Below are 17320 nucleotides of genomic sequence, written 5' to 3' on the forward strand. Positions count from 1 at the left end.
TTTTTGTATGTTGAATTGACAACAATATATCTGTTTATTTTAAAAAAAGCAAGAGTTGATTTATAAAAAAAATAGAAAATTAATTTTTTACCTAAACATTGTAGGGTTATTTTAAATGCTTTTCAAACAAACGCTTATTAGCAAGATTTGATATTCGATGATTTAGGGCAATCTATGGATATCTATTTGCTCTAGCACATTCCTAGTTTTTTCAGACCAATGATAGTTACTTTTTTTCGTTTTTTTCAGTATGGTGTGATTTTTTGCTTGGGTGGCAAGCCAGTAATTACATTTAACTGAGGCAATAGCTTTAGTTTAATCATCAAACCTCATCATAAAATGCTATTTTGCTAGAATTTTGGGGAACCTTATCTATGTATCATCTAAGATCTCTAGATTAAGGAGATACATTCTTACATAACACATAAAATTAAGGAATTGTTTTGAGCTATGACAAAGATTGGGATTATTTGTCCTCCTATTTCGGGTCATCTAAATCCTTTAATCGCCTTGGGGCAGGAATTAAAAATTAGAGGACACTGCATCACATTCGTTCATGTACCAGATATTGAATCCAAGATACGAGAGGCGGGATTTAACTTTCAAAGCATTGGACAAGTAGACTATCCTGTTGGTGCGATGAAAAACTATTTCGACCAACTTAGTCAATTAAGGGGTCTAGCAGAACTGCGTTTTACATTGCAATGTGGACAAAAGTTGGCTGAAATGATTTGTCGAGAGGCACCTGCTGTTCTAAAAAAGGAAAACATTGAGCTTTTATTAGTCGATCAAAACGAACCTGCGGGCAGCACTGTAGCCGAAGCTTTAGGAATTCCTTTTGTAACTATCTGTAGTTCTCTGGCTTTAAACCGAGAGCCAGGAATACCACCCGTTTTTACTCCTTGGCATTATCATCACTCTGGGTGGTCTTCGTTGCGAAATCAGTTAGGATATGCGCTTTTCGATCAAATTATCCGACCCATTAATCAAGCTATCAATCAGTATCGACGACAATGGCAATTATCTCCAATTAGGACTCCAGATGATACCTTTTCTCAACTAGCTCAAATTAGTCAGCAACCCCCTGCATTTGACTTTCCTCGTCGATCTTTACCTAAGTGTTTTCATTATGTTGGCCCATTTCGCAATTTTGCCCTTGATGAGAACAGTTTAGCAGAGCTAAAACAGACTCAAATTCCTCTAATTTATGCTTCTTTAGGTACACTTCATAATCGTAAACCAGAAATCTTTGAAAATATTGCGGCGGCTTGTGCCAATCTGGATGTTCAACTGATCATTTCTCTAGGTGGTGGAAGTCGAGTAACCGAGTATGCTAATCTCCCAGGCAACCCAAAAGTCGTCGAATATCTTCCACAGGAGGAACTTAATCAAATTTTATCTCAAGCCAGTTTAGTGATTACTCATGCTGGTTTCAATACCGTTTTGGAATCTTTCAGTTATGGTGTACCTGTGGTAGCTCTCCCAATGACGATGGATCAACCCGCAACTGCATCTCGCATCAGTTGGCTTAAGGCTGGAGAAGTTATTCCTTTATCTCAATTAACGATTCCTAAACTTCATCAAGCCATTAAAAAAGTTCTCACTGATAATTCCTATCACCAAAATGCGATTAAACTTAAAACATCAATTCATCAGTCTGGTGGTGTGATTCGTGCTGCGGATTTAATAGAACAGGTTATCACTACTGGTCAACCTATTTGTTGTCCCTAAAATTTGAGTTGAAAGATTTTTAGCGGATTAAAGTACGATTATGATGAAATTTTTCAGTAATATTGTCAACTTTTTTAGTCCTTTTGATTTTAAAGGGAATGAGCAGTTTAACAAAATTGCCGAGTTGGATGGGCTACAGAAAGCGTCTCAATTCTCTTTAACCAATTTAAACTTACAAGTTGTGCAACAAGGCACAATTAATAGCACAAATCCTCAGTTAATTATTTCTAATCACATTGGGGGTTTGGATATCGCTATAATCAAAAGTCTGTTGTCCAAAAATAATTATGTTATTTCGCTATATGCCTCGAAAAAAACTCTGCCGAAAAGTTTTGCGGATGATATTTTACCAGTTTACTTTTCGGGAAAACCTCAAAAATTTAACAATATAATCGATCAAATTTTTTATTCATATTGCGTTTCGCTAGAAGGTAATCTAAGCAGAGAAGAAGCAATGCAAAAAAACCGCCAGACGATCGCAACAGCAGCCGAACTAATATCCCAAGGAGCCTCAGTAATTATTTTTCCAACAGGTGAAATGAATGAAGGAGGACATTGGAAACCTGGAGTCGGTCACTTACTCAAGCAAATTAGGAATCCTAATGCTGAAATTATTCTAACCCAAATTAAAGGAATCACTCGTGTAGATGAATATCGAATCTTTAAACCTAGCTTAAGACGTTTATTTTTTAAGCCTAAAACGGTAGAAGTTACGTTTCATACGCCGCTCAATATTTCAGAATTAGCTTTAGAAAATCAAGATATACCTCAAATTATTAATCGGCTTGAGCAGGAATATTGTAAAATTTATCCATCAGAGAATAGTTGATATCAATGACTTGCTCAATAATCTCAGCAGCCCGTTTCACCCCTCCTGCTTGCTGAATTGAAGTTTTTAATTTAGCTGCATTTTGTCGATAAATATCATTCGTCAAAACTTGCTCAATCTTATTTTTAAGTTTAGGAATACTAACTTGATTGAGTGGGATCACTTCGCCTACATTTAGCCATTGAAGACGTGAGGCGATCGCAGGTTGTTCGTAGGTAATTGGAATCGCTACCAAAGGCACCCCATGAGTGAGAGAATCCAAAACAGTATTTAATCCTGCGTGAGTAATCGTTAATTGAGCCTTAGCTAATAATTCATATTGCGGTGCATAAGATACCACCAAAGGAGAACCCGCTAATTGTTGAATCGATGCTTCATCCATTCCCCCACCATGCGAGATCACCAGTTGAACCTCTAAACCCTCACAAGCAGCCGCAATTTGATGAAATAATTCGGCTTTTGTATTTTGTTGTGTTCCCAGAGAGGCATAAATCAAAGGTTGCCCCGTTAATTTTTCATAGGGAAATGGGATCATTTGAGGTGAAGGAGAACGAAACGGGCCTGTATAGTAAAAATTTTTAGGGAGTGCTTTTCTTTTGAAATCAAATGCGGGCGGTTGCTGACTAATTTGTGCTAATCGGGAGAAAGAATCATCATAATGTTGATATGACTTTAGCTGCCACTGTTGTCGATATCGAGCAATCACCTTTTGGACGGGTTGTGTGAGCCAATCAAATAAAGCATAACCGAATTGATTCCGTAAACAAGCTAGAGGGTTAGTTTGATAGGGCCAAGCCGTAAAAATCGGCGGAATAGTCGGCTCACGATTAATGTTCATGGCACAACAAATCGTGACAAAAGGAAGATCTAAATAATCGGCTACAGTGGCTCCCGCAGGTTCCGTTTGATCGACTAATAAAGCCTCAATTCCCTGAGCTTGTATGGCTTGTGGTGCATCACGACAAACAGCATTTGTTGTTTTTTCGATTGCTTGAAGGGCAAACCGTAGCGCGGCTAAACCACTGAGTTTTCCTAATTGAGTAATTGATTCTGGAAGCGAACCTATTAAATGATCAGATTGACCAATGGGACGATACTCTAACCCTTCTGTAATGATTTTCGCTGCCACGTCGGGGAGTTGGAAAACAGTAACGCGATGTCCACGCTGTATTAATTCTCGTCCTAATGCGGCCATTGGATTGATGTGACCTGAGACGGGAGGGCAAATAATACCAAAGTGAGTCATTTTATTTGTCCTCTGGGTTGCTCATTCCACAACTGTTTTAAAGAAGACCAAAGACTAGAACTGGTGGTTTGGGGAGAAAAATTTTGGCTTAAACGTTGATAAGCGACAGGTAGATTATGATAAGGCATACTCGGAAAGTAGTGATGTAGAGCATGATAACGCAGTCCGACGGGGGCCCACAAAACTGTCCAAAACTCACCAGGTGTATCTACAGAGTCTTGTAACTGCTGCTCTAAATTCATTGAAGTTCCGTCACTGCCATAACGATGTGCGCCCAAAGTCCGTAGGGTATTTGTACACATAATCAAAGCCATCATGACATACCAAATAACAAAAATGCGCCAAGATAAAATTCCCAATGCGGCTAAACTAATGGGAATTGACCAAATGCTTAGTAGAATAATCTCTGTTATTTTGATTTCGCTTCGTTCTACGTCATTTACCTTACGACAATAGGCTAGATTCATCGAAAGAGATGAGGCATGACGTTCTAGCAGATGATGTAAAGAAGGTATAAAAAGTCCAATTGGAGCAAGGACTAAAAATCGCAAGGTTAATAAACCTGGGAGTAAAAAACTATGAGCTACAAAAAAGAGAATTTCTCCTTTTTTACCTGCAAATGGTCGATATTCTGGGTCTTGCTCTGTGCCATAAGTTGACAGGCGATGATGATCTGCGTGTACTCCAGTATAAGTAAAGGAAGGAAGTAAAAGTGGTATTCCTACCAAAAGATTCCAACATAACTTAAACTTTGGTATTGCGTTTTCTTTGAGATGGGTTAGCTCATGAATAAACACTAAAGCACGATAAAAAGCGATCGCTGCTATGATAACTGCAATACCTTGCTGCCAAGACAAGGGTGTGACGAGATAAGCAATAATAAAAGCCATCCAGCCAACCGAAGCACTTAGAAGAAGATCAGACCAGAAAATCGCTTTTTGGGGTGTCAATAAATCTTTAATCCATTCCCGATCCTCTGGAAATTGATTAATATTTATTTCGGCTACTTGACTTTTCATTGAAATGTTGTTATACATTTTTTAGAAGAATGGATTGACCATACCAAATTTGAAGCTTATTTCACTATAGTTCACAAAAATTATAGATTTAGTTACTACTCCAGTACTTAGGTATGATAACTATTTAGTTTTTTTGAACAAGGGAAAACACAAAGTCTTAAGATTATTATAAGTTTTCTTAAACGAATCGAGTTCCCTAAAAACTAGGAATTTTTTTAGTAAACATGATCACTGCTTTCCCTAAAAACTCTGATCTGATTTTGCGCTCAAGATATTATTGCTCGTTTTTTAACTAATTTTTCTTTTTTCGTAAAGTTAAATAAACAACAGCACCACTTAACAAAATTCCAAATTTCAAAGAACTTTCAGGGACGCTTTGAATATTATCTTGATCCCTTAAACTAACTGAAGACTCTTTGATTGAATGATCATCTTTAGAAACACGTTTAATTTTTTTCTGATAACCTAAACTAACTAAGGCAGCTTCGGTTATAAGTTGATGACCTTTTCGACTCGGATGAACATTATCCCAAAATAGATAACGATCAGGATTAGAACACATTTCGGGTAAAGGATCAGGAATATTACTGACATCTATGTTAATACAAGCATCAGATATATTATCTAATCCATATGCTTGTGGACGGCGACTGATTTGATTAAAAGCCGATTGTAAATTCAAAAAATCAATTTCGAGATCAAGGGATCTAGAAGCTTCGTTGAGACTAGATTTTAAAAGACGATTATGGGATGCTGAAAGTTGTCTCAAAGCTCTCAATTCTAAGCGTGGACGACCAGAACTAGCAGGAAGTCTTGCAAAATTGGGTACACCAACCACTAAGAAATTTTTTGCTCCCGCATCACTAAGACGATTGACGGATTCAAGAATATTATTCACTGTGTTAGGTATATCGGTATTTGTTCTTAAATCGTTTGAGCCTGTAGAAATAATATACAAAGCATTTGGATCGACTACGCCATCAGAACCAATTAAGCTCGTTACTTGCTGTCTTGCACCTAATGGTAAACCCGTCGGATGAAAATCACCTGCACCAGAGCCACCATAAGCAAAATTATTACTTGGATTATAGGTTAAACCGAGTCTTTCTGGTAATAACTCCGCCCAGACTGGCCCATTACTGAATCTTCCCTCATAATAGGGGGGACTTGCAGGAATCCCAATCAGTTGATATACGTTACCTGGATCGACAAGACTATCACCAACCGTATAAACATCGCTATAGGTTGTTACTGAAGGGAGTTGACTGGCTCTAACGGTGGTTGGGACTAAACCTGATAAGAGACAGATACCGATGACTAGAATGGGTTGTTTCATTTTCAGCCTTTCCTGCTCTGAGCAAAAAAGTGATCAATAATAATAACATCTTAAGTAAATCTAATTACGAAAATTTACTGAGTCAATCACTAATTTATCGAAGAGTAGCTTCAGATTATTTAGAAAAAAGTTACCAAAACAGGTCAGGAAGAGACTTCTAGCTTTATTAAGTTATTTAAACATTGATGACAAAACTTTGCAAAGCTTCAATAAGTTGATCAATTTGCTTTTTCGATTCGGCTTGATGATCAATTAAAGTTTGCAAAGCATCACTAAGAGCAAATATTTGATAACTTTGTTGCTGAACATGATGACTTTGGGTTTGAAGTGCAAGAGCGATCGCATCAACTTTTTGAGCTAATTTTTCGACGGTTTCAGTCGTGGTGATAACAGCTTCTCCCATCTGAACAACAATTAAGGTTAAACGAGACAAATCATCTCTAACTTCCATGACGTTTTTGATGCCAATTCCAAGCATGATTAATAATCATAGCTAAATCCGCGTATTGTGGATTCCAACCTAAAATTCTTTTTGCTTTTGCGCTACTACCAATCAAAATCGGTGCATCTCCAGCACGACGCTCGACTTCAACAACTGGTATTTCAACTCCAGTCACTTGTTGGGCAGTTTCTATGACTTCTTTGACTGAAAAACCGTTGCCATTCCCTAAATTAAAAACTTCACTATTTTCACCTTTTAATAAATATTCCAATCCTAAGATATGAGCATCAGCTAAGTCGCAAACGTGAATATAATCTCGAATTGCTGTACCATCGGGTGTTTCATAATCTGTACCAAATATTTTAAGCGAATCCCGTTTACCCAATGCAGCTAATAACGTTAGGGGGATTAAATGGGTTTCAGGATCGTGATCTTCTCCTAATAGCCCCCTTGGATCAGCCCCAGAAGCATTAAAGTATCTAAAGGCAACTGATTTTAATCCATAAGCGTGATCAAAATCAGTTAAGATTTGCTCTACCATATTTTTACTAGCCGCATAGGGACTGAGGGGATCTTTGGGATGCGTTTCAGTCATGGGTATTTCTTTGGGCATTCCATAAATAGCACAAGTCGAAGAAAAAACAAATTTCTTGATCTCGGCGGCTAACATGGCTTCTAATAGGTTGAGAGTACCGACGACGTTATTATGATAGTATTTGGCTGGTTCTGTAACGGACTCCCCTACTGCAATAAAAGCCGCAAAGTGCATCACCGCAGCAATGTTGTGTGTGGCAAAAATCTGATCAAGTAAATTGCGATCGCGAGTATCTCCGACGATTAATTCTACTTTTAAGACATCCTTAACAATTTCGGGATGACCATAGGATAAATTATCAAGTACAATTACCGAGTAGCCAGCGCGACATAAGGCATGAACGGCATGAGAACCAATATAACCCGCACCACCTGTTACTAGAATAGTCGGTTTTTCCCCTTCCATTTGCACTCCTTAAAAACAATTCGATCACTTATTATTTATATTCTATTGGTTTTACCGTTGTCCTAGTTCTACAGAACGTTTGTAAGCCGCCTTAACCGCTTCAATTATTGCAGAACGAAAGCCCTGGAGTTCGAGTTGAGCAACGCCAGCGATCGTCGTTCCACCTGGACTTGTGACTTGATCTTTGAGTTGAGCAGGATGTATCTTTGTTGTCTGTATCAGTTGAGCAGTTCCAAGAACAGTTTGTAGGGCTAATTCCGATGCGATCGCTCTAGGCAGTCCTGCCGCTACACCCCCATCGGCTAAGGCTTCGATCATCATCGCCACAAAAGCTGGCCCTGATCCTGATAATCCAGTCACAGCATCCATCAGGGTTTCGGACACTTCTACTACTTTTCCTACTGCACAAAACATTTTTTTTGTCAAGTCCAAGTGATGAGATTGAACTTGTTTTCCAGTTGCGATCGCTGTCATTCCTGCGCCGACGGTAGCGGGTGTATTCGGCATGACTCGAATAATGGGATTAGTGGGAAAAGAGGATTCTAAACGTTGAAGAGGAATCCCCGCTAAAATCGAGATGATCAAGGTAGAGGATGATATTCCAGATAAATCACCTAAGACAATTGATAGGATTTGCGGTTTGATGGCAAGTAGAATCACTTCGGCGGCTGAGGCTACCGAAGCATTATCCGATGTGACATTAACTTGATAGTTTTGTTGTAAAAATTCTTGTCGTTGTTGTTGCGGTTCACTAACTAATATGTTTGTGGGATCATAAATTTTTTCAGTGAGCAATCGAGAGAGAATCGCTTCTGCCATCACACCCCCGCCAATAATTCCTAATGTTATAGTCACCTAAACTTCCTTGACGAGTCATTGATAGTCTGCCGTTCTCCAATCTATCTTAGATTGCGAGTCATTAGAGCTAGAAAAATTAAAGGGTTCAAAAAAATTGATGAGGAGCGTAAAAATTAGAATTAATGCCACACGACGGCACGATGCTCTAAATTTTTATGCCCTCATCAGTCTACAAAACTATTGAGCAATCCGATTCACATCAGCACCCCAAGAGGAAGTAGAGGTCGAACGAGCCTTAATCTTATGGGTGTCACCTAGATCATGAAGTGAGCCACCTAGAGTACTGACTTTAACGCAATTAGGGGTAAAAAGAAAAATGCTTTCACCGATTCGCTCTTGATGTCCATCAATAGCATAAGTTCCACCCGCCACGAAATCTACTGCTCTTTGAGCTTCTTCTGCGTCCATCGCGTTGAGGTTAAGAACCACTGACTTACGATCTTTGAGCGTTTGAATGACTTGCGGCATTTCATCAAAGGTATGAGGTTCAATGACTACAACTTCTGCATTACCAGTATTAATTCCAGGCATACCAATCACATTATTTCTATTCGTTCCTAAAGGGGTTTCGGGGGTGAAATTCATAGTGCTATGAGGACGGCGATAAGGGGTGGGTTCTGGTTTAGCAGGCTCTACGTCTTCATCCTCTTCGGAGTCTTGATGTTGCCACTTGTTATTATTTGGATAGTCGGTTTCATACTCATCAGGCTCAGAGATGCCGACAAAATCTTTGAATTTGTTAAAGAGGTTAGCCACAGTTAGATGATCCTTCAAACTTCAGTTTTAAGTTTAAGCCTAGCGTTGAAATACGCCAAAAACAATATCGAAGTTTAGTGCTTTTTCTTGCTTTTTGTCTAGTTATTTAGTACAATTGAACTAAATAAAACAAGTAAGAATATAGATGCAAAAAGACTAAATAATTTTTACCTTTAGTCGCACAAAGAGATTGTTTAGTTCCCTAAAGAAATTTAGATTTTTAATCAGTAATTTCACCTGATATTTTAGGATACAAAGACCAAAAACTCAAAAATATTTTCTTAATTTTTTCAAATCAAGAAACATAGTATACTTATAGGCCTTTTTAAATTGATAGAAAAAGCCTATGATCATGAGCAAACGTGAAAGTAGTTTAAAAAGCTTAGAAATTTAGGTTATTTTAACAACGCTCGTTCACCGAAAAGAATCGTACCAAGGCGAATCATTGTGGCACCTGCTTGGATGGCTAAATGATAATCATTAGACATTCCCATCGATAACTCAGTAATTGATAAGCGAGATCGCTGGCTAATTTTTTGAGCCAGTTCATTTGTTTTATAAAAAACGTCCAGTTGTTCCGACTCCGACAAACCCACAGGAAGAATTGTCATCAAACCCTGAATTTTGAGTTGCTGACATTGCTCTAAAGCGGATAGGTCTTGCAGTAATTCCGCAATCTCCCAGCCATACTTATTGGGATCGTTAACAATCTTAACCTGTAAACAAACTTGGGGAGAAAGTTCCATCTCAGTCGCCAAGCGATTCAAGCGTTGCGCTAGGGATAGATTATCAACCGAGTGAAGCCATTGAAAATGTTCTAAGACTTTTTTAGCTTTATTTGCCTGTAAATGTCCGATAAAATGCCAACAGATATCGGGTAGGTCTTTAAGTTGTTCTTGTTTGGGGATCATTTCTTGTAAGCGACTTTCCCCAAAATCACGAATTCCTGCTTGATAGGCTTCCCGAATGGCTGCCGCAGAAACTTGTTTACTAACCGCAATTAAACGGACATTAACAGGAAGAGATTGACGAATCTTTTCAATCCGTTGGCTAATAGTCATGAGAACTTACTGGAATGTGCGCTGATAAGTCGCATACAAAGTAGTGTAATCGGCCGTCGAATTGTCTCGACGTAACTGGCGTAGACGACTCTCGACTAACAAACGTGCATCAGAACGACTAATCGGGTCAAATGAGATTGATTCTGACTGTGTTTTGACCAAAAAGAAAAGACGTTGAGCATAAAGAGTTGTAAAGATTTCTTGAGTCTCATCAATGACGCATACTCTGTATAGTAAACCAAAAGTTGGGTGATTAAGATAGATTTCTGTACTCATTAGGGGTTACACACGCTCATTCCCCCACTGCAATCGGGGATTATGGAAGAATAAATGATTAAAGAAAGCAAGAATTCCTAAATGTCAGGAATTGATGAAATAATTAAGCTTTGTTTTGACTAAATTAATATCTAGTAAAGCCTAGAATTAAGCCTAGACAATCGCTTAACATCTACACGACCAATCTAGATTATCTTATTTCGGTTCACTTATGGTGGCTAATTTTTCCTCTATTTTGAGTTGGAAAATCAGTAAAAAGATTGTGGTCATCAAAGAGGTAAAAATGTAAAGTAATGTTAAGCTGTACGACGATATACTAAAAGAAAACTGAGCTATGACAACATCTTTATTATTTAGCGTCTCTAACCTTTTTGTGTTGCCTTTTTGGGCATTAATGATCCTGCTACCGAATTGGGGAGTGACCAGAAAAGTGATGGAATCTTATTTGCCCTTTGTTGCTTTAGCAGGATTGTACATTTATTTATTTATCAATTCTCTAACCCCCGAATCAGCCGAAGCCTTTTCTAACCCCCAATTAGCAGACATTGCTCGTTTGTTTGCCGATGAAAAAGTAGCCGCTACAGGATGGACTCATTTTTTAGTGATGGATCTCTTTGTGGGTAGGTGGATTTATTGGGAGGGACAAAAAACAGGAATTTGGACAATTCATTCTTTAATTCTCTGTTTATTTGCGGGGCCGATTGGTTTACTATCTCATATTCTAACGAGTTGGCTCACTAAACAAATTCCTTCAGATTTAACGCCTAAAGAGACAGTTGAAAGCTAGCAAGTTGGTCTTGTGCAATTGCTCGATATAGCGATCGCTGTATATCGACTGATGTAAATATCGGGATTAACATTATGGTGCGTTCATCCGAGTTCAACCCCGATAGTAACCGATAATTTATGACGGTTTTAACCTAAATTGCGGCTCTAACTGCTTTAATCATCTTGGTCATCATCCTCATCATCGCGCCGTTTATCTCCCTCTTCTCGTTCATCTCCATCATCTTGCTGATCAGTATTCTGTCTGCGATACTCTTCTTGAGGTCGGTTATTGATTGGCGATTGACAAGCCCCTAGCATAGTGGTTAAACCTAAAACAATTGAAAAAATTAACAATTTTTTCCTCATTTGCTGCTCTCCTAATTTACAGATGAATCAATTAGTGTAAAGATTTTTTATTTACTCACCGAAGCTAGAAAAGACAAATTAGAAGCTTCTGTGGTTAGCTGAAAAAGTAAGTGCTATTAGTCAGATCTTTTGCTTGTCTGTCTTGCTTAACTTTCCTTCATTTTATGGGAAACGCGATTTAAGATTCTTCAACCTAAAAGCAGATTCCCAGTATAGTTCTCAATTTTACTACTTCAGAGCTAACCCCTAAAGAGACAGTCTAAGGGCGGCTAGTTGCGCTTCTGCCTTATTGAGGGATTCATACCATTCTCGCTCAGGATCGCTATCGGCTACAATCCCCGCCCCGACTTGTCCCCACACCTGATAGAAATCCTTTTCTTTGGTAAGTAATAACGTCCGAATGAGAATATTTAGATCTAAATGACCGCGCTTGTCTAGATAACCACAGGAACCATAAAACAAACTACGGCTAACAGGTTCTAATTCTTCGATAATCTCCATACATCGGACTTTCGGACAACCTGTAATTGTTCCCCCAGGGAATAATGATCGAATTACATCAATACTATTGTACTTAGTGCGCAACACTCCACTAATATTACTCACTAAGTGCATGACATGACTATAACGTTCGATAGTGAGTAATTCATCGACTTGAACCGAACCCCATTGACAAACGCGCCCTAAGTCATTGCGTTCTAAATCGACTAACATAATATGTTCAGCCTGTTCTTTAACATTTGCCTTTAATTCCTCGGCAAACTTTTGATCGGCTTCTAGAGTTATTCCACGTGGTCTTGTTCCAGCAATGGGACGGGTTTGAGCTTTTTGATGGTCTAGTTGGACTAATCGTTCGGGGGAACAACTCACCACCACACCCCAAGGAGTACGCCAATAACTGGCAAACGGAGAAGGATTAATCTTTTGTAACGTCCGATAAATCTGCCAACTATCCCTATGAGTAATCGTCGTAAACCGTAGAGAAAGATTGGTTTGAAAGATATCACCTGCTTTAATGTATTTTAGGGCGTGTCTAACGGAGGCTTCGTAGTCTGCTTGATCAGTACAAAATGTAATCGGCGGTGATGCGATCGTATTTTTGAACTGGGGTGATGGATCTTGTTCTAAAAGCGATTCTAAACGATCTAAATCGGTTGCTTGAGAAGCAGCTAACCAGAGTTTTTGTTCTTTGTGATCCAAAACGGCAAAGGTTTCGGGTTCATACCAATAAGCGACAGGAAACGGCAGAGGATCTCGATTTTGTTTCGGTAATTTTTCGATTTCCCAAGCCAAATCATAACCTAACCAACCTAACCAACCTCCAGTAAAGGGTAAATGGTCAGGTAATGAGGAGGAAATGGTACTAGACGATAATAAGTGATTTAAAAAAGGCAAAATTTCTCCGATTTTGGGAGTCCACAACTGACGCGGCGCACCTGCACAAATCGAATAGCGACAAAGATAAGGGTAATCTGTTGGAGTCGGATAGGGACTTTCTAAAAGAGTGGCAATGCTTTCTTTGTTGTAGAGTCGTTCAAAAATATCTGAACCCGTACGATGAGCAAGAGGAAGCGAGTGCCAATACCATTGAGAAACCATAAAAAATTAATTATTAATCCCAAATTTCGCTTAAATCTAAGACAAATTCCGCTAAAGCTGGATCACCACTGATAGTTTGAGGATTATTTAAACAAATAACCTCTGCATCAGGACGATAAATATAAACAACCTCACCCCCATCCCCTCTGCTACAGGAGAGGGGTGCCGAAGGCGGGGAGAGGTCAATCAAATTGCATAAAAATGCGCCATTGTCAATACAGTCTTGCATCTTTTTTATGGTACTTTTGAACTATTACTTTGAGATCTCAACTCGACAACAAAATCGGGACAAATGGGGGCAAACTTTTTGCGTTGTTCTGGGGCGATTGCTTCCCAACGTTCTTTTTTAATCCATGACGCATCAGGTGAACGCACTGCACCATTGGGTAAAGTAAAACCCGTACTAGAGTCAAATCCTTTACCTGTACCATCGTGTTTAACCCAGATTCCCAGTTGTGCAATTAAATTAAAATTTTGTCCGCCAGATTCTGTATAAACGGGTGGCATAATAATCATTTTTCCTTCTGCTGTTCGCTCAATCCGTAAATCACGATTAATCTGACAAAACTCGAAAAATTCATCTTCCGTCATGTTAATTACGGGATGAAACTGTACAACCAACGGCAAACCTGTATCAGTCTCTTGAGTTAAAACCATTGTTCTTACTCCCTATATCTAGCTCATACCACCCCAAATAGCTCTAGCACACCAAAAGGGAATCAATGCACCTAAAGCAAACCAATCGCGCTGTCTGAAGCGTAACTGATTCCATTGTACTTGATGTTCATTGGGACTCGTAAAACCTCGAACATCCATTGCTGTAGCAATTTGTTCGGCTCGTAATAATAAATTTTCTAATAGTTTTTCAACCACCATCAACCAAATTTGTAAACTGCGTTTAATGCCTAATTTTTGCCAATTAATTGCACGAGTCCGAATTGAACGTATTAAGTTTTGCACTTCTTCTAAAACCAGAGGAATAAACCGCAAAGATAAAGTTAAAGTTAGTACAATTTCTGTCACAGGCAGTTTAAAACGTCGTAGAGGAGTCATCAAGCGATCTAATCCTGATGTGATTTCTTCGGGTGCGGTGGTTAATAGATAAAGATTCGTACTGTAGATCAGTGTAAAAATTAAAGTACTAACCCTAACACCTAATTCTAGTGAACGCCGTGTTACTACTAATGGGGATCTGTTTAATAATTTACCTTGAAACAAAACATATTGATAATCACTCGCGGGGGGTAAAGATAAATCAGAATCAGGTATTCTAGGTTGAGAGTTAACGGCTAATCCATCTGGTGTAAAAGACGTTAGGATCAAGACGACAACCGCAAGGAAAAATAACCAACCCATTTGTTGCCGCCAGACTCGTAACGGGATAGCGGTTAGTAAGGTTAATAAGATCAAAATACCAACTATCCCCAAACGCCACCAAGGATTTGCTAACAAGGGTGCAGCCAAAAAAGTCATCAACCAAATCAGTTTAACTCTTGGATCGAGTTGATGAAGCCAGGTGATGGGTTTTTCTAAGTAAAGTCCGATGGGGAGCGATCGCAGTAAATCCATTTAAAAACCTTTCTATGAAAAAGAATTTTGCCCTCTAGTTCTCAGCCGTTTTTTTCACTTTTTCCATCTTACTCCAATATTAAAGGTACTTATGACAGTCGAATACGATTTAGTAGTAATAGGCGGGGGTTCAGCAGGGTTAGTGGTAGCGAGTGCGGCGGCTCAACTTAAGGCTAAAGTTGCTTTGGTTGAAAAGCATCGGCTTGGTGGTGACTGTCTCTGGTTTGGCTGTGTACCGAGTAAGTCACTCATTCAAGCCTCTAGAATAGCTTATCAAGTTAAACATAGCGATCGCTTCGGTATTTATACGCAACCTCCCCAAATTGATTTCCCGAAAACAATTGATTATGTTCAAGATGTCATCAAAGCCATAGAACCAAATGATTCACAGATACGTTTTCGCGGTTTAGGGGTTAATGTAATCTTTGGTGAAGGTCAATTTATCGATCCTAAAACTTTTTTAGTTAATCAGCAGAAATTAACGGCTAGAGCTTTTGTGATTGCGACGGGTTCTCGTGCTAAGATTCCAGCCATTAAAGATTTAGAAGATGTTGGATATCTCACCAATGAACAAGTTTTTACGCTATCTCAGCAACCTAAATCTTTAGCAATTATTGGTACGGGGCCAATTGGATGCGAGTTAGGACAAGCTTTTCAACGTTTAGGCACTCAAGTTACTCTTATTGGAAGTCAAGAAAAATTATTATCTAAAGAAGACCCCGAAGTGGCTCAAGTCGTTGAACAACAATTTATTCAAGAAGATATTAAAATTTTTAAAAATGCCAAGATTGAAAAAGTATCCTTAAACAATAGCAAAAAATGTTTATGGATAGGAGATCATCAAATTATTGCTGATGAAATTTTAGTAGCAGCAGGAAGAACACCCAGTATTGAATCACTCAATTTAGAAGCAGCCAAGGTACAGTTTAATCAAAAAGGAATTGAAGTCAATTCTAAATTGCAAACGACTAATCCTAAGATTTATGCTTGTGGTGATGTCATTGGTGGCTATCAATTTACTCATGTAGCAGGATATGAGGCGAGTATTGTCATCCAAAACGCGCTTTTTTTCCCATTCAAAAAAACAAATTATCGTGTCATTCCTTGGACTACTTTTACTGATCCCGAAGTTGCCAGAGTGGGACTCACTGAACAACAAGCAAGGGAACAATACGGCGATGAGATTGTTATTTTAAAACAAGACTTTTATCATGTAGATCGCGCTCAAGCTGAAAACGCAACCGAAGGTTTTGCTAAAATAATTACCCGTAACAATGGCGAAATTCTTGGGGGGCATATTGTCGGTGCATCCGCAGGGGAATTGATTCACGAAATTGTGTTAGCCATGACTCAGAAATTATCGGTTTCTGCATTAGGTGGAATTCATGTTTACCCCACTTTATCGGAAGTTAATAGTAAAGCGGCTCTTTTATTAACTAAACAGAAATATGCCAAAAATCAACCACTACAAAATAGTTTAGCGCGTTTATTTAGTGTGCTAAGGAAATGGAGTTTTTAGGGGCTAACCGTATTCTTCTAGCCTTTTAACGTTAGTTGGTAGAATTGAAGGAAATCCCAACCCAAGAAACTTATGCTAAAAACCATCGAAGGCATTTATCAAGATGTTAAACTTCCCGTGTTTGAAGAAGAGACGGGAGCCGTTCGAGTTGGTAGTACTAGGGTTTTGCTAGAGTTAGTCATTCACGCATTTCAAGATGGTGCAACTTTTGAAGTTATTGTTCAGCGTTACTCATCCCTTTCATTATCTGATGTTTATTTAACAATTGGTTATTATCTTCAACATCAAGATGAAATAAATGTTTATCTTGAACAGCGTGAGCAGTTAGCTGAATCTGTGCGTCAACGTCTATCAAGTGTTCAACCTGATTTAGTCTCGATTCGCTCTCGCTTGCTGACTCAACAACAATTTTAAGATAGACGTACTGATGTTGAGATTGTTGAGCGATGAAAACTTTAATGGTGACATAGTTCGAGGACTATTTTTACGTTAACCTCAGCTAGACTTACTTCGCGTTCAAGATATTGGGTTGCAAGAAGTCGATGATCTCAAAATTTTGGAATGGGCAGCATTTAATGATCGTATTTTGCTAACTCATGATCGTGCGCCTATGCCAGACTTCGCCTACCAAAGATTAGTAAGAGAAGAAATAATGGCTAGTATGTTTTTTGTAAACGATCGTATGCTGACAAGGCAAGCAATAGATGAATTATACCAATTCATTTGATACAAATATTGCTGTTTCGGTCGCTAATAATATTCACCATATCGCCCTATCGTCCAATTTTGCGAATGATCAGACACTAGCGATAAATACCTTATTTAATGCGCCTTATATTAGCCACGATCAAGGAAAAACTTGGCAAAGTATTGAGCGTGGAGTGCAGTTAGATGCACTTCTTAAACAACATTTAATTACTAATATTATCTCCTTAGCTTTTTCTC

Annotated in this window: 19 protein-coding genes and 1 pseudogene; 7 read left to right on the forward strand and 13 right to left on the reverse strand. The window is 38.7% G+C overall.

What is annotated here, in order from left to right:
• Positions 1-450: 450 nt before the first annotated feature.
• Both CFPU101_RS10900 and CFPU101_RS10905 read left to right on the forward strand, forming a co-directional pair.
• Positions 451-1731: a glycosyltransferase gene (locus CFPU101_RS10900; RefSeq protein ID WP_206815376.1), complete on the forward strand. Its 1281-nt coding sequence runs from the start codon at positions 451-453 to the stop codon at positions 1729-1731.
• A 40-nt stretch (positions 1732-1771) separates the two neighbouring features.
• A complete protein-coding gene (locus CFPU101_RS10905; protein WP_206815377.1) occupies positions 1772-2560 on the forward strand; it encodes a lysophospholipid acyltransferase family protein in 789 nt (262 codons plus the stop codon).
• Here CFPU101_RS10905 and CFPU101_RS10910 read toward each other — a convergent pair.
• The 9 genes from CFPU101_RS10910 to pipX all read right to left on the reverse strand — a co-directional run bounded on the left by CFPU101_RS10910 (position 2508) and on the right by pipX (position 10554).
• A complete protein-coding gene (locus CFPU101_RS10910; RefSeq protein WP_206815378.1) occupies positions 2508-3806 on the reverse strand; it encodes a glycosyltransferase in 1299 nt (432 codons plus the stop codon). The two genes, CFPU101_RS10905 and CFPU101_RS10910, sit on opposite strands and share 53 nt — an antisense overlap.
• Positions 3803-4825 (reverse strand): fatty acid desaturase, encoded by a 1023-nt coding sequence (locus CFPU101_RS10915; RefSeq protein WP_206815379.1) that lies wholly within the window; start codon positions 4823-4825, stop codon positions 3803-3805. Before CFPU101_RS10915 ends, CFPU101_RS10910 begins: the two co-directional genes overlap by 4 nt.
• 292 nt (positions 4826-5117) lie before the next feature.
• Positions 5118-6161 carry an SGNH/GDSL hydrolase family protein gene (locus tag CFPU101_RS10920; RefSeq protein ID WP_206815380.1) on the reverse strand — a complete coding sequence of 348 codons (1044 nt, stop codon included), beginning with the start codon at positions 6159-6161 and terminating at the stop codon, positions 5118-5120.
• Positions 6162-6336: 175 nt separating this feature from the next.
• Positions 6337-6639 (reverse strand): hypothetical protein, encoded by a 303-nt coding sequence (locus tag CFPU101_RS10925; RefSeq protein ID WP_242577864.1) that lies wholly within the window; start codon positions 6637-6639, stop codon positions 6337-6339.
• The gene (galE, locus tag CFPU101_RS10930) at positions 6602-7603 is read right to left on the reverse strand and encodes a UDP-glucose 4-epimerase GalE (protein ID WP_206815381.1); all 1002 of its coding nucleotides are present in this window, start codon (positions 7601-7603) and stop codon (positions 6602-6604) included. The genes CFPU101_RS10925 and galE overlap by 38 nt, the downstream gene beginning before the upstream one ends.
• A gap of 51 nt (positions 7604-7654) precedes the next feature.
• Positions 7655-8458, reverse strand: a complete 804-nt coding sequence (proC, locus tag CFPU101_RS10935) for a pyrroline-5-carboxylate reductase (protein ID WP_206815382.1) — start codon at positions 8456-8458, stop codon at positions 7655-7657.
• A 180-nt stretch (positions 8459-8638) separates the two neighbouring features.
• A complete protein-coding gene (locus tag CFPU101_RS10940) occupies positions 8639-9217 on the reverse strand; it encodes a cell division protein SepF (protein WP_206815383.1) in 579 nt (192 codons plus the stop codon).
• 395 nt (positions 9218-9612) lie between these two features.
• Complete coding sequence (locus CFPU101_RS10945) at positions 9613-10278, reverse strand: YggS family pyridoxal phosphate-dependent enzyme (protein WP_206815384.1); 666 nt, start codon at positions 10276-10278, stop codon at positions 9613-9615.
• Between the two features lie 6 nt (positions 10279-10284).
• On the reverse strand, positions 10285-10554 hold the full coding sequence (pipX, locus tag CFPU101_RS10950) for a transcriptional coactivator PipX (protein ID WP_206815385.1): 270 nt from the start codon (positions 10552-10554) through the stop codon (positions 10285-10287).
• Between the two features lie 334 nt (positions 10555-10888).
• On the opposite strand from pipX, the gene CFPU101_RS10955 reads away from it, so the two are divergent.
• Positions 10889-11341, forward strand: coding sequence for an ABA4-like family protein (locus tag CFPU101_RS10955; protein ID WP_206815386.1), 453 nt, complete (start codon positions 10889-10891; stop codon positions 11339-11341).
• 155 nt (positions 11342-11496) lie between these two features.
• Here the strand turns inward: CFPU101_RS10955 and CFPU101_RS10960 are convergent, their stop codons facing one another.
• The 4 genes and pseudogenes from CFPU101_RS10960 to CFPU101_RS10975 all read right to left on the reverse strand — a co-directional run bounded on the left by CFPU101_RS10960 (position 11497) and on the right by CFPU101_RS10975 (position 14856).
• Positions 11497-11688: a neurohypophysial hormones like protein gene (locus CFPU101_RS10960; RefSeq protein WP_206815387.1), complete on the reverse strand. Its 192-nt coding sequence runs from the start codon at positions 11686-11688 to the stop codon at positions 11497-11499.
• A gap of 246 nt (positions 11689-11934) precedes the next feature.
• Positions 11935-13287, reverse strand: a complete 1353-nt coding sequence (locus tag CFPU101_RS10965) for an anthranilate synthase component I (protein WP_206815388.1) — start codon at positions 13285-13287, stop codon at positions 11935-11937.
• Between the two features lie 13 nt (positions 13288-13300).
• Positions 13301-13944: pseudogene (locus CFPU101_RS10970) on the reverse strand (Uma2 family endonuclease).
• An 18-nt stretch (positions 13945-13962) separates the two neighbouring features.
• A complete protein-coding gene (locus tag CFPU101_RS10975) occupies positions 13963-14856 on the reverse strand; it encodes an energy-coupling factor transporter transmembrane protein EcfT (RefSeq protein WP_206815389.1) in 894 nt (297 codons plus the stop codon).
• A 91-nt stretch (positions 14857-14947) separates the two neighbouring features.
• On the opposite strand from CFPU101_RS10975, the gene CFPU101_RS10980 reads away from it, so the two are divergent.
• From CFPU101_RS10980 to CFPU101_RS10995, 4 genes are all read left to right on the forward strand, one after another.
• Positions 14948-16375 (forward strand): NAD(P)/FAD-dependent oxidoreductase, encoded by a 1428-nt coding sequence (locus tag CFPU101_RS10980; protein WP_206815390.1) that lies wholly within the window; start codon positions 14948-14950, stop codon positions 16373-16375.
• A 72-nt stretch (positions 16376-16447) separates the two neighbouring features.
• Positions 16448-16789: a DUF433 domain-containing protein gene (locus tag CFPU101_RS10985; RefSeq protein WP_206815391.1), complete on the forward strand. Its 342-nt coding sequence runs from the start codon at positions 16448-16450 to the stop codon at positions 16787-16789.
• Between the two features lie 115 nt (positions 16790-16904).
• A complete protein-coding gene (locus CFPU101_RS25550) occupies positions 16905-17102 on the forward strand; it encodes a hypothetical protein (RefSeq protein WP_374191947.1) in 198 nt (65 codons plus the stop codon).
• Positions 17080-17320, forward strand: a 241-nt coding sequence (locus CFPU101_RS10995) for a hypothetical protein (protein ID WP_206815392.1), incomplete at its 3' end; no start/stop codon positions are given. The genes CFPU101_RS25550 and CFPU101_RS10995, both read left to right, overlap by 23 nt.

The organism is Chroococcus sp. FPU101, from assembly GCF_017312365.1.
GTDB lineage: Bacteria > Cyanobacteriota > Cyanobacteriia > Cyanobacteriales > Microcystaceae > Chroococcus.